At 66.7% G+C, this 12,094-nt stretch carries 11 protein-coding genes; 2 read left to right on the forward strand and 9 right to left on the reverse strand.

Annotated elements, in window-relative coordinates; translation table 11 throughout:
• On the reverse strand, window positions 1-801 hold the full coding sequence (locus ABLE93_RS19630; RefSeq protein ID WP_348841529.1) for a GntR family transcriptional regulator: 801 nt from the start codon (window positions 799-801) through the stop codon (window positions 1-3).
• Between the two features lie 386 nt (window positions 802-1,187).
• On the opposite strand from ABLE93_RS19630, the gene ABLE93_RS19635 reads away from it, so the two are divergent.
• Window positions 1,188-2,465, forward strand: coding sequence for an amidohydrolase/deacetylase family metallohydrolase (locus ABLE93_RS19635; protein ID WP_348841530.1), 1,278 nt, complete (start codon window positions 1,188-1,190; stop codon window positions 2,463-2,465).
• A 54-nt stretch (window positions 2,466-2,519) separates the two neighbouring features.
• Here the strand turns inward: ABLE93_RS19635 and ABLE93_RS19640 are convergent, their stop codons facing one another.
• The 7 genes from ABLE93_RS19640 to ABLE93_RS19670 all read right to left on the reverse strand — a co-directional run bounded on the left by ABLE93_RS19640 (window position 2,520) and on the right by ABLE93_RS19670 (window position 9,951).
• Window positions 2,520-3,227 carry an ABC transporter ATP-binding protein gene (locus tag ABLE93_RS19640; RefSeq protein ID WP_348841531.1) on the reverse strand — a complete coding sequence of 236 codons (708 nt, stop codon included), beginning with the start codon at window positions 3,225-3,227 and terminating at the stop codon, window positions 2,520-2,522.
• Window positions 3,224-4,978: a branched-chain amino acid ABC transporter ATP-binding protein/permease gene (locus ABLE93_RS19645; protein WP_348841532.1), complete on the reverse strand. Its 1,755-nt coding sequence runs from the start codon at window positions 4,976-4,978 to the stop codon at window positions 3,224-3,226. Before ABLE93_RS19645 ends, ABLE93_RS19640 begins: the two co-directional genes overlap by 4 nt.
• Window positions 4,979-4,988: 10 nt before the next feature.
• Window positions 4,989-5,885, reverse strand: a complete 897-nt coding sequence (locus tag ABLE93_RS19650; protein ID WP_348841533.1) for a branched-chain amino acid ABC transporter permease — start codon at window positions 5,883-5,885, stop codon at window positions 4,989-4,991.
• 115 nt (window positions 5,886-6,000) lie between these two features.
• Window positions 6,001-6,366: a Zn-ribbon domain-containing OB-fold protein gene (locus tag ABLE93_RS19655; protein WP_348841534.1), complete on the reverse strand. Its 366-nt coding sequence runs from the start codon at window positions 6,364-6,366 to the stop codon at window positions 6,001-6,003.
• 37 nt (window positions 6,367-6,403) lie between these two features.
• Window positions 6,404-7,198 carry an enoyl-CoA hydratase/isomerase family protein gene (locus ABLE93_RS19660; RefSeq protein WP_348841535.1) on the reverse strand — a complete coding sequence of 265 codons (795 nt, stop codon included), beginning with the start codon at window positions 7,196-7,198 and terminating at the stop codon, window positions 6,404-6,406.
• A 33-nt stretch (window positions 7,199-7,231) separates the two neighbouring features.
• Window positions 7,232-8,395, reverse strand: a complete 1,164-nt coding sequence (locus tag ABLE93_RS19665; protein ID WP_348841536.1) for a thiolase C-terminal domain-containing protein — start codon at window positions 8,393-8,395, stop codon at window positions 7,232-7,234.
• On the reverse strand, window positions 8,392-9,951 hold the full coding sequence (locus ABLE93_RS19670) for an acyl-CoA synthetase (RefSeq protein WP_348841537.1): 1,560 nt from the start codon (window positions 9,949-9,951) through the stop codon (window positions 8,392-8,394). Before ABLE93_RS19670 ends, ABLE93_RS19665 begins: the two co-directional genes overlap by 4 nt.
• 166 nt (window positions 9,952-10,117) lie before the next feature.
• Here ABLE93_RS19670 and ABLE93_RS19675 point away from each other — a divergent pair, with 166 nt between their 5' ends.
• Entirely contained in the window at window positions 10,118-10,798 is a 681-nt protein-coding gene (locus ABLE93_RS19675; RefSeq protein ID WP_348841538.1) for a TetR/AcrR family transcriptional regulator, read from the forward strand.
• Between the two features lie 51 nt (window positions 10,799-10,849).
• On the opposite strand, the gene ABLE93_RS19680 is transcribed toward ABLE93_RS19675, so the two are convergent.
• A complete protein-coding gene (locus ABLE93_RS19680) occupies window positions 10,850-12,010 on the reverse strand; it encodes an ABC transporter substrate-binding protein (RefSeq protein WP_348841539.1) in 1,161 nt (386 codons plus the stop codon).
• Window positions 12,011-12,094 lie beyond the last annotated feature (84 nt).

The following is a 12,094-nucleotide window of genomic DNA, read 5'->3' on the forward strand; positions in this document are numbered from 1 at the left end:
TTAGGACTGCTTCGCCTTCGGCCGGCGCGGCGGCTTTGCCGGCGCGGCCCGGCCCGGCGCGGGACCGTTGCCGAGCAGGTCGATCTGCAACTTGATGCAGTCACTGCGATAGATGATGTCCGCCACGTAGATGGCTGTCCCGGTCTCGTCGATCACGACGCAATGGCACTCCGCCGTGGGCGCGCCGATGGCCACCATCATGCGGTCCGCGGTCTCCGGGTCGGCGCTGCCGATCACCAGGGTCTGGTGGGCATAGGCGACCTTTACCTGGCTGAGGGCGGCGATGGCCGGGAGCGCGGGCGAGCGCATGAACCGCTTGGGGTCGAGCTCGAAGATGTGCTGCGCCAGATGCAGGTTCACCAGGGAGTAGGGCTCGTTGTCGCGATACTGCACGCTGCGCAGCCGGACATAATGCGCCGCCGCCTGCCCGTCATTGGGCTGCAGCGGGGGAGGGGGCACGTCCTGTTCCAGCGTCATCTGCTGGGGCACGTTGTCCCGGATGGATTCGATCAGTTCGTCCCAGGTGGTCTCGAGCTTGAACCAGTGCCGGCTGGGCGTCAGGTCGGACACATAGGTTCCGCGCCCCTGCTGGGCGTGCAGCAGCCCTTCTTCCTGCAGCACGGCGATGGCCTGACGGACCGTGACGCGGGCCACCTGGAACTCCCGCTCCAGTTCCTCAAGGGTGGAAATCCTCTGCCCCGGCGCCCATTGGCCCGACTGGATCCGCTGCCGCATGACCGAGGCCACCTGGATATAGAGCGGGATACGGCTGCGGTCGTAGGATTTGAGGAGCTTGGACATGACCACGCGCTTGGGGAAGCATGAGCTAGATTGCATCTTGCTCGGCGATGGGCAAGGGAGGCGGTCGGCTTCGCCGACAAGACTTGTGGAGCCGCGCGCCGCTCCGATTGCCCACAAGGCGGGCATCACATGCCCGGCTTTCCCTGCTTATCGATTCTGCCTCCATTGCCTGAGTACTGCTGAAAGCTGGTCCCGCCCGGAAACGCAATTGGACATGGCGATTGCTTGCAATCCAGTGATTGCGACGTATGCTTCGTTGCAGATCGCGAAGCATGCTTCGTATTTCCGGGGCGTCCGCGCGGACGCTGCAGTTCGCTTAGCCTTCGTGATGCACAGCCGGGCCGCAGCGCACCGGAGCGCTGGCCTGAACCCGAGGGGAAGCCAAGATGTCCGAACGCCCTGCTTATGATTTGCTGCTGCGCGGCGGCCATGTGATCGACCCGGCCTCCGGGCTTGACGGCACCTACGACGTGGCGGTGCGCGGCGGCAAGATCGCCGCGGTCGAGGCCAATATCCTGCCGTCCAGCGCCATCGAGGTGACCGACGTTACCGGAAAGCTGGTGCTACCGGGCCTGATCGACACCCACGCCCATGTCTACCAGTATGTGACCGGCCGGTTCGGTATGAACCCGGACCTCGTGGGCGTGCAGTCCGGCGTCACCACGCTGGTGGACCAGGGCGGCCCGTCCTGCATGACTTTGCCGGGCTTCCGCCACTTCATCGCCGAGCCCGCAAAGTCCCGGGTGCTGGCCTTCCTCTCGGCCTATCTCGTGGGCGGTCTCGAAGGCCATTACTATCCCAACCTCTACAGTCCGGACTGCGTGGATATCGACGCCACGGTGAAGTCGGCGCTCGCCAACCTCGATATCGTGCGCGGCATCAAGGCCCATGCGGAAATCGGCGGCTTCGCCCGCTGGGGCATCCGCGTGATCGAGATGTCGGCGGAGATCGGCAAGCGCACCGGCCTGCCGGTCTATGTGCATTTCGGCCAGCTCTGGGGCCTGCCGGAGAGCGGCACCAACGGCGAGGACGTGGACACCATCCTGGAGCGGGTGATCCCGCTGCTGAAGGAGGGCGACATCCTCGCCCATCCGTTCACGCGCCATCCGGGCGGTTTCGTGAACCGCGCCGGCGAGGTCCATCCGGTGATCCAGGCGGCGCTCGACCGCGGGCTGAAGGTGGACGTGGGGCATGGCAGCCATTTCTCCTATCGCCTCGCCAAAAAGGCGATCGCGGCGGGCATCGTGCCCAACACGCTGGGTGCGGATATCCACGGCTACAACACCCATATCCCAGCCCCCGCCGGCACCCCGGACAAGCACGACGACGAGGAGAACCATCCCTTCCTCGGCCAGGCCCGCTTCAGCCTGGTCCAGGCGATGAGCTCCATGATGGCGCTCGGCCTGTCGCTGGAGCAGGTGGTGCCCATGGTCACCAGCAATCCGGCCACGGTGCTCGATCGTGCGAGTGAGATCGGCGCGCTGAAGGTGGGCATGGAGGCCGACGTGACGGTGCTCAACGACCTGCGCGGCCGCTTCAAGCTCATCGACAACGAGAAGACCGAGGTGATCGCCGAGCGGCTGCTCCAGCCGGCGTTCTGCCTGCGGGCTGGCCAGCGGTTCGACGCCATTTCGGTGGTGCTGCCGGAGGCGGTGGCTGCTTAGCCCCCGACCGGGCGCCAGAAGGCTGAGAGGATAGACGCAGGACCCATCCGGGGCCTATCCGAGATAGCTCTCGATCACCGCCCGGTCCCGGCGCAATTCGGCGGCGGGGCCGCTGAGGGCGACGCGCCCGCGCTGTAGCACGTGGGCTTCGTCTGCCGTATCGAGCGCGAGCAGAGCGAGCTGCTCCACCAGAAGCACGGACAGGCCGCCGTCGGCGAGGCCACGCAGCGCTTTCAGAATGGTCGTCACCACCTGCGGCGCGAGGCCGAGGGAGGGCTCATCCAGCAGCAGCACCTTCGGCTGCATCATCAGCGCCCGGCTGACGGCGAGCATCTGCTGCTCGCCGCCCGAGAGGTTGCCGCCGAGGATGTGCTGGCGCTCCTTCAGCACGGGGAAGCGGGCGAACTCCCGTTCCAGACCCTGCGCAATGGTGTCTGCGTCGAGGCCAGCCACGCGGTCGGCACCGATCACCAGATTGTCGCGCACCGTCAGGCTGGGGACGATCTGGCGCCCCTGAGGCACGTGCACCAGGCCTGCGCGCGCCAGAAGGTGGGGCTTGATGCCCGCCGTCGGATTGCCATCGAAGCGGATCGACCCGGCGCGCGGGGTGACGATGTTGGAGAGCGTGCGCAAGAGCGTGGTCTTGCCCGCGCCATTGGCACCGATCACCGTCACCAGCCGGCCGGGCGCGAGGCGCAGCGACACGTCGTGCAGGATGCCCACCGGCCCGATGGCGACATCGATGTTCTCGACCTCGATCATGCCGCATCCTCCACGGCGCCAAGATAGGCGCGGATGACGTTCGGGTCCCTCTGCACCTCCGCCGGGGTGCCGCAGGCGATGCGGTTGCCGAAATCGAGCACCGTCACGCGGTCGGCGAGGCCCATCACGAATTCCATGTTGTGCTCGACCAGCAGCACGCTGATGCCGGCATCGCGCAGCTTCGCCACGATGCGCGCGACCTCGCGCGCCTCCTGCGGGTTCACGCCGGCAACAGGTTCGTCCAGCAGCAGGATCGCGGGCTTCTGGGCGATGGCGCGGGCCAGTTCCACCAACTTGCGATGGCCATAGGACAGGTCCCTGGGCTTCATCTCCGCCAACTCGCCGATGCCGAGAAAGGCGAGGATGGAGGCGGCTTCCGCCCGCTCTCGGGCTTCGTGTCGGGAGCCGCCGAGAAAGGCGAGGACGTCGGCTGCAAGGCCGTGACGACGCTCCATCCCGAGCATCACGTTCTCAAGCACGTTCACGCTTTGGATGAGCTGGAGGTTCTGGAAGGTCCGTACCAGCCCAAGCCGGGCGCGCCGATTCGCCGGCAGGTCGGTGACGTCGACGCCGCCGATGCGGATGCGGCCGGAGGTGGGGGCGTAGAGCCCGGCCACCACATTGATGAATGTGGACTTGCCGGCGCCGTTCGGCCCTATCAGCGCGTGAATGGTCCCGGGCTCGACCGAGAGCGTCGCATCGCGCAGCGCGACCACCCCGGCATAGCTCTTGGTCACGCCTTCGACATCGAGCCGCACCCCGGTATTGGCCGCTCCGGCGATCGCGGGCTGGAAGGCGGGAACGGCGTCCGGCGCGGCAGCGGATTTCCCCCGCCGCCGGCCGAACAGGCCGATGGCGCCCTCGGGGAACAGCAGCAGCACCACCAGCAGGATGCCGCCATAAAGCATCAGCCCGATGTCATGGACCGCGGCGATGGCCTCGGCGATGCCGATCAGGATCGCCGTTCCGAGCAGCGGTCCGGCCGATCGGCCCAGTCCGCCGATGACGGTGGCGATGAGGAGCGAGATGGTGAGGCGGATGTTGAAGGCATCGGAAGAGACGAACCCGCTCTGATGCGCGAACAGGACGCCGGCGAGACCAGCGAGGGCGGCGCTCGCCGCAAACACGCCGATGCGCCAGAGCGGCACGTTGAGGCCCACCGTTGCGGCGAAGGATTCGCTCTCTTTCACCGCATTGAGGCGGCGGCCGATGGAGGAGCCGAACACATAGTCGCTGCCGACCTGCACCAGAAGCAGCAATCCGGCGGCGAACCAGAAGAAGTAGGTTGGCCCCATGCGGAAGTTGCCGAAGTCGATCTGCGGCACACCCATGAGGCCCATGGTGCCGCCGGTGACGGACACCCAGCGCTGGGCCACGATTTCAACGATGAAGCCGAAGGCCAGCGTGGCCATGGCGAGATAAAGCCCGCGCGTGCGCAGCGCCACCGCGCCCACGAGAAACCCTGCGAGAAGACATGCGGCCATCGCCACGCCCATGGAAAGCGTCAGCGGCCATCCATAGGTGGTGGCGAGGATGGCGGAGGCGTACGCGCCGACGGCGTAGAAGCCGCCGTGGCCGAGCGACATCTGGCCGGAGAGGCCGAGCAGGATGTTGAGGCCGATCACGGCGATGGCCGTGTAGGCGAACGTCTGACCGACATGGACGAAGAAGGGATTGGGCGCGACCAGGGGGAAAATCGCGATGATCACGGCCGCCAGGGCATAGATCGCGAGGCGGGGCATGCGCGGCATCTTGGCCTCCTCAGCGCACGTCGGCACGTCGCTCGCCGAACAGCCCGGACGGGCGCACGGCGAGGAGGGCCATGACGAAGAGCAGCGGGTAGAGATCGCCAAATGCGCTGTCCCAGTAATTGGAGAAGGCTTCGGCGATGCCGAACAGCAGACCTCCCAGGAGGATGCCGACCGGATTGGTGAAGCCGCCCACCGCGGCCACCGCAAGCGCCTTGATGGTGAAGATGAGGCCCATGTGCGGATGCACCGACACCAGGGGGCCGACGAGCACCCCGGAGATGCCGGCCATCAGCGCAGCGAGGACGAACACCAGGACCACCACGCCCCGCACGTCGATGCCGAACAGGGACGCCGCTTCCGGATTGAAGGCGACGGCATAGACCGCTTTCCCCCAGCGCGAGCCGAACAGGAACCAGTAGAAGGCACCGACCACGACGAAGGCGGTGATGATGATCGCCGCCTCCTCGAAGAAGATGCCGACGCCGAGAATGTTGATGACGTTGTCGCGGGTCTTGGAGAAGAGGGGCGGCGCATATTGTGCGGACTTGCCGAAGCCGAGCTCGACGATGTTTTGCAGGATCAGCGCCGCACCCGCGGTCGTGAGCACCCAGGAATAGGCGCCGGCCCGGTCGCCCAGCCGGTCGAGGGGGCGGATTGCGAAGCGCTCCAGGAGATACCCAAGCCCACCCATGAGGACGAGCACGCCCAGGACCGCGAGCGGTGCGGGCACGCCCGCGGTCAGCATGCCGATGGAGGCGAAGGCGCCCACCATCAGGAAATCGCCCTGGCCGAAGTTGAGCCGATGGGTTGCCAGATGGGTGATGAACAGGCCCTTGGCGGTGAGCGTGTAGATCGCGCCCATCGCGATGCCGCTGACGAGCAGTTGAAAGAAATTGAGCAGCGTCACGATGCCCCTCCAGCGCCGGGCGGATCGGACGGACGCACTGCGGATCGTCTCGTGGACATGCGTTCTCCCGGAAGGCGTTGCGAGCCGGTCTGGCGCCGGCCTGGTCTTGCGAAAATCAGCAGCTGGCCGCGACGGGCGCGAACAGCGTCATGCCGGCGGCCCCCCCGCAGACGCGCATCCGCGCGCCGAGTGCCGGCGCATCGGTCTCCTCCATCGGCACCTGCGCGAGACGCCCGGTGAGGCGCACGCCGCAGTCGAGGTCCACCACCGCGACCGCATAGGGACCGTCGGCGCTGAAGCGCGTCGGCGGGCGCCGCACCAGCGTCCACGAGACGAGAACACCGGACCCATCGACCGGCGCCGGCTCCATCTTCGGGCTGTGGCAGGTGGGGCAGAGCTCGCGGGGGCCGGCATCGAGCTGGCCACAGTCGGCGCAGCGCAGGATCTGGATGGCGAGCGGGTCGGACTGGACGAAGGACATGGGGCGGGCGTGATCCTGATGACGGATAATGGCGATCTCAGCGACCCTGGAAGTCGGCTTCGCGCTTCTCGCGGAAGGCGGTGGTGCCCTCCACGATGTCCTGGCTCTGGCCGAGATCGAAGAAGGAGCGGGATTCGAGCCGCAGCGCTTCGCCCAGCGGCATGCCGACGGCGCGGCGCATCACGTCCTTGGCGAAGCGGTGCGAGAGCGGCGAACGCTTCGCCAGCATCTGGGCATAGTCGAGCGTGAAGGCCACCAATTCGTCGGCGGGGACGATCCGGTTGACGAGACCGATGCGGAACGCGTGCTGGGCATTCACGCGTTCGCCGGAGAGGATGATCTCCATGGCATGGCCGAGCCCGACGATCTGCGGCAGGCGGATGAGCCCGCCGTCGCAGGCATGGAAGCCCCATTTGGCGTCCTGCAGGGCGAACTCCGCATTGGGGGCGCAGAAGCGGAGGTCGCAGGCGAGCGCCAGCTCGAATCCGCCGGAGATGGCGAACCCGTTCACCGCGGCCACGATCGGCTTGTCGATCTCGATCGAGCGCGTGATGCCGCCGAAGCCCGGGCCGTTGGTGTAGCGGGTGCGGAACTCGGGGGCTGCGGTGCGGGCGAAGTTGACCGTGTAGGTCTTGAGGTCGGCGCCGGCGCAGAAGGCCTTGTCGCCTGCACCCGTGACCACCGCCACATGGGCGCCGTCGTCGCGGTCGAATTCCCGGAAAGTCTCCACCAGAGCGTCATTCGCAGCGAAGTCGAGGGAGTTCATGACGGCGGGACGGTCGATGGTGATGAGCCAGACCTTGCCGTGGCGGTCGCAGCGAATGTCGCCCATGGGATGTTCCGATGCTGTGGAGGAGACGCGCGCTCAGGCGTCGGTGGCGCGCAGGATATTGACGGTGCAGGCGACGCCCGTGCCGCCGAGATTGTGGGTGAGGGCCACTTTCGCGCCCCTCACCTGGTTGGGATGCGCGCCACGCAGCTGGAGCACGCTCTCATAGATCTGGCCGAGGCCGGTGGCCCCCACCGGATGGCCCTTCGCGAGAAGCCCGCCGCTGGCATTGATGGGCCGGTCGCCGTCCACCGCGGTGCGGCCCTCGGCGGCATAGGCGGCGCCGGCGCCGCGCGGCATCAGGCCGAGGTCCTCGGCATCGATGATCTCCGCAATGGAGAAGCAGTCGTGCAGCTCCACGCAGCTCACTTCGTCGGCGGTGATGCCGGCCTGGCTATATGCCGCCTGGGCGGCAGCGACGGTCGCCTCGAACGTGCACAGGTCGGGATGGCCGGCGATGCGCGCGCTGCCCCGGGCCTGTGCCGAGGCCAGAACCTGGACGGGCTGCGAGATGGCCTGGCGCAGGCGATCGGCGGACACCAGGAGGACGGCGGCTGCGCCATCGCTGGCCGGGCAGCAGTCGTAGAGGCGAAGCGGATCGCAGATCAGGCGAGCGTTGCCGATCTCCTCGGTCGAAAGATCCGCGCCCATCTGGGCGAGGGGGTTCTTCAGGCCATTGCCCTTGTTCTTGCGGACCACGGCAGAGATATCGTCCCGCGTCGCCCCATAGCGCTGCTCGTAGAGGCGCCAGGCGAGGCCGAACAGCCCGGGGAAGGTGAGCCCGCTCACGCCGTCACTGCGGAAATCCATGGCGCAGTTCAGCGCCGAGGTAACGGCCGCCGTGTCGGCGTGGGTCATCTTCTCCGCGCCCACGGCGAGGGCCATGTCGCACATGCCGGTCGCCACGGCGAGGAAGGCATGGCGGAAGGCGATGCCGCCGGAGGCGCAGGCGCCCTCGACCTTTGTGCACGGGATCTGCGGCAGGCCCAGCCCGTCGGCCACCAGCCCCGCCAGCACCTCCTGCCCCAGCAACGGGCCGGCGACGAAGTTGCCGAGATAGAGCGCGCCGACGTCGCTCCGGTCGAGGCCGGATTCGCGGATGGCCGCATCCGCAGCGCGTATGGCGAGGGCCTCGATGGATGTCTGCGGGTGGCGGCCGAAGGCCGAGGACCCGATGCCGGCGACGAAGACGGGCCTCATGAGGCTGCTCCCTGCTGTTGCGTCCGCGTGGCGGCGTCATCTTCCGCCAACCTGCGGCGCAGCTCGGTCTTGAGGATCTTTCCGTAATTGTTCTTGGGAAGCGCTGCCTCGAAGCGGTAGCGCTTGGGACGCTTGAAGCGGGCGATATTGTCGAGGCAGAGCTGGTCGAGCTCCGTGGCATTCACATCCGCGCCGGGCCGGAGGGCGACGAACGCCACCACTTCCTCGCCCCAGTCCGCATGCGGCGCGCCGATGACGGACACCTCCAGCACCCCTTCGTGGCGAAGCAGCACCTCCTCCACTTCGCGGGGATAGATGTTGCTGCCCCCCGAAATGATGAGGTCCTTCGACCGGTCGCGGAGGGTGAGATAGCCCTGCGGATCGAGGCTGCCGACATCGCCGGTGTAGAGCCAGCCGTCGCGCAGGGCGGTGGCCGTCCCGGCCGGGTTGTTCCAGTACCCCTCCATGACGCAGTCGCTGCGGGTGATTACCTCGCCCACCTCGCCGTGCGGCAGATCGCATCCGTCCTCGCCCACCACGCGGACCTCCTGCCCAGAGCGGGGAAAGCCGCACGAGCCCAGAACCGCATCGTCGGCCGGCGCGCCGCCGGGACCAAGATGCAGCGCCTTGGGCAGCGCAGTAATCGTCATGGGTGACTCGCCCTGGCCGAAGATCTGGCACAGCTTCGGTCCGATCACCCGCAGCGCGTGCTTCAGGTCGGCGACGTACATGGGAGCGCCGCCATAATAGATGGTCTTGAGATTCGTCAGATTCGCGGTGAGGATGGCCGGATGGTTCGCCATGCGCGTCAGCATGGTCGGAGCTGCGAAAAGCGAAACCTTGCTGTAGCGCGCGATGGCGTCCAGCAGCTCCTCGACGTCGAAGCCCGGAAGCACCACCTGGTGCCCGCCCTTCATCAGGAAAGGCAGGCAGTAGAGGCCGGCCCCATGGGACACCGGCGCACAGGCGATGTGCGTGTCATCGGCGTCGACGGGATCGATATCCGCATAATAGGCCATCGACATGGCCAGCAGGTTGCGATGGCTCAGCATCGCGCCCTTCGGCTTGCCGGTGGTGCCGGAGGTGTAGAACAGCCACGCCCGCTCGTCCGCCGCCGCATCCGTGCAGGCGATCGGCTGCGAACCGGCAAGACGGGCATAGGCATCCGTGCCGGTGGAGATAACCGCGCGCAACTGCTCGAGTGCGGAGGTTTCGGCAGAAAGAGCCGGAAACAAGCCGGGCGTGGTGAGGATCACCTCGGCTCCCGCGTCCGCGGCGATGCCGACCACCTCCCGCGGATGCAGCTTGGCATTCACCGGAACGGTGCACAGGCCGGCGATCCAGCAGCCGAGGAGGCATTCGAAGAACGCGCCGGTGTTCTCCATGAACAGCACGACGCGTGCGCCGCGCGAGAGGCCCATGGTCTGCAAGCCGCCGCCGATACGCGCCGCGCGCTCGGCAAAGGCGGCGTAGGTCAGGGTCGTATCGGCATCAGTGATCGCGGGATTGTCCGGCAGGCGTCTCGCGGTCTGCAGGATGAGCGTTGCAATGCTCATCGGCCCTCCCTACCAGTTAGTAGTTATATTTACTGATGAGTCAGACTAGCTGTTTTGCTAGTTTTGTGCAAGCATGCGACACAGTATTTGTTCGCAGGTCGATCATCCGGATCCCTTCTCCGGGACGGCCGGCCGCGGCATCGTCGAAAGCAGGATCTGCCGGTTCATGAGTGACACTCCCAGCGCGGCGACCCGCGCCCCTGCGCCGGGGCGCGCGGCGTTCGATCGAGACGAGCAGCGCCGCCGCAAGCGCGAGGCTGTGCTGCGGGTGGCCGCATCCGCCTTCAATCGTCGCGGCTTCGCCAACACGTCCATGGATGACGTCGCCTCCGTTCTCGGCGTGTCGAAGCCGACGCTCTATCAGTATTTCAAGAGCAAGCAGGAACTGCTCTATGCTTGCCACCAGGTCGCCATGGATAACGGCGAGGCAGGTCTTGCGCTCGCTGATGCCCACGACGGAACGGGCCTGGAAAAGCTGGTCATCTACCTACGCCGTTACATGGAAGGCATCTTCGGCGACCTCGGCAACTGCCCCGTGCTGACCGACGTCGATTCGCTGACCCCTGAAGACCGCGCGGACGTGGTGGCCCGCCGCAAGCGCATCAGCGCCGCCACCAAGGGGTTGATCGCCCTCGGTGTTTCCGACGGTTCCATTGGCCCGTGTGACCCGAAGCTCGCCAGCCTGTTCGCCCTCGGCGTGGTCAACTGGATTCCGGCCTGGTACCGCGATTCCGGTCCAAATACGCCCGAGGAGATCATGGAAAGCTTTGCCACCCTTTTGATCTCGGGTCTTGCCGCCCCGTCAGCGCCGAAGCGGCCGAGCGCGAAGACAAAGAAAAAGGCTTGATCTGCCTTTCGCCGCCGGACGGTTGCTGTCCGGCGGCGAAGCCACAAGGCGCTACTTCGGCGCGGGCACCACGGTGTCGCCCTTCCAGATGCCGAGGAAGATGTCGCCCTGGCCGAGGCATTCATGGTCGTTGGGGCCGAAGGGCTTCGCCGGCGTGGCCGAGACCGCCTGAACGCCGTCGATCGTCTCGATGGCATCGCGCAGCTTGGCCGGATCCGATTTGCCGACCTTGTCCACGGCCGCGAACATGATCTGACCGGCGTCATAGCCAAGCGCGGCGACCACGGGCCAGCGATAGTCCTTGCCGTACTTCTCGGTCATGCGCTTGTTGAACGCCTGCGCCTTCGGATCGGACAGGTCGAGCGCCTGGCCCATGGCGGTGCCTTGGATCGCCTCCACGCCCACGATGTCCTTCACCTTCAGCGAGGACAGGCCCCAGTTGCCGGCGAAAATCGGCTTGTAGTCGAGCCGCGGCAGCGGGCGATAGGGCAGTTCGAACGACTCGTGGAAGTGCAGGATAAGATCGACGCCAGCGTCGCGCATCTTGATCATCTGAGGTGTCAGGTCGTTGACGCCCGGCGCCGCCGCCTCCACCGCAGCAAGCTCGACCCCGCGTGCCTTCAGTCCGGCGGTCGCCTCCTGGGCGGCGAAGTTGCCGTAGCCGGTGGTGGAATGCAGCAGGCCGATCTTCTTATAGTTCTTTACGGCCCAGTCGAGGATCGCGTCGATCTGATACTTCTCGATCATGGAGCAGCGGAAGATGAAGCTCGGCTTCTGATCGATGAATTTGGTGGTGATGTCGGTCGCCGCGGACGGTCCCGCGATGAGCGGCACGCCGGCGCGCTGGAGCACCGGGGCGAAGGCCATCACGTTGCCGCTGGACACCGTGCCGATGACGCCGGCGACGCCGTCGTTCTGGACGAGGCGCTGGACCACCGAGACCGCGCGCTGGGGGTTGGCCTCGTCATCATAAACGACCAGCTCGATGGGGGTCTTGCCGCCCTTGGCCTTGTAGTCCTCAAGCGCAAGCTTGATGCCCTGAAGATAGCTCTCGCCAAAATCGACGATGGCGGGCGGACCGCTAAGGCCTTCCACGACCCCGATCTTCACCGGAGTCTGCGCCAGTGCGGCGCCCCCCGTGGCCACGATGGCCGCAAGCACCGCGCCGACGCTTGCAAGCAGCGCTGTCCGTTCGGATCCGCTCCGCCTCATTTCCGTTCCTCCCTACCATTGCTCTTCGGTTCGCGGTTCAGACGACCACAAAACTCGTGAGTAACTTTTATATCCTTGTAAGTA

The organism is Xanthobacter pollutisoli, from assembly GCF_040044995.1.
Lineage (GTDB): Bacteria > Pseudomonadota > Alphaproteobacteria > Rhizobiales > Xanthobacteraceae > Xanthobacter.

Excerpts from the sequence above, each read along its gene's own strand:
- ABLE93_RS19630 (WP_348841529.1), bottom strand. The coding sequence starts at position 801 with ATGTCCAAGCTCCTCAAATCCTACGACCGCAGCCGTATCCCGCTCTAT.
- ABLE93_RS19660 (WP_348841535.1), bottom strand. The coding sequence starts at position 7,198 with ATGGGCGACATTCGCTGCGACCGCCACGGCAAGGTCTGGCTCATCACC.
- ABLE93_RS19665 (WP_348841536.1), bottom strand. The coding sequence starts at position 8,395 with ATGAGGCCCGTCTTCGTCGCCGGCATCGGGTCCTCGGCCTTCGGCCGC.
- ABLE93_RS19645 (WP_348841532.1), bottom strand. The coding sequence starts at position 4,978 with ATGCCGCGCATGCCCCGCCTCGCGATCTATGCCCTGGCGGCCGTGATC.
- ABLE93_RS19640 (WP_348841531.1), bottom strand. The coding sequence starts at position 3,227 with ATGATCGAGGTCGAGAACATCGATGTCGCCATCGGGCCGGTGGGCATC.
- ABLE93_RS19635 (WP_348841530.1), top strand. The coding sequence starts at position 1,188 with ATGTCCGAACGCCCTGCTTATGATTTGCTGCTGCGCGGCGGCCATGTG.
- ABLE93_RS19680 (WP_348841539.1), bottom strand. The coding sequence starts at position 12,010 with ATGAGGCGGAGCGGATCCGAACGGACAGCGCTGCTTGCAAGCGTCGGC.
- ABLE93_RS19655 (WP_348841534.1), bottom strand. The coding sequence starts at position 6,366 with ATGTCCTTCGTCCAGTCCGACCCGCTCGCCATCCAGATCCTGCGCTGC.
- ABLE93_RS19670 (WP_348841537.1), bottom strand. The coding sequence starts at position 9,951 with ATGAGCATTGCAACGCTCATCCTGCAGACCGCGAGACGCCTGCCGGAC.
- ABLE93_RS19675 (WP_348841538.1), top strand. The coding sequence starts at position 10,118 with ATGAGTGACACTCCCAGCGCGGCGACCCGCGCCCCTGCGCCGGGGCGC.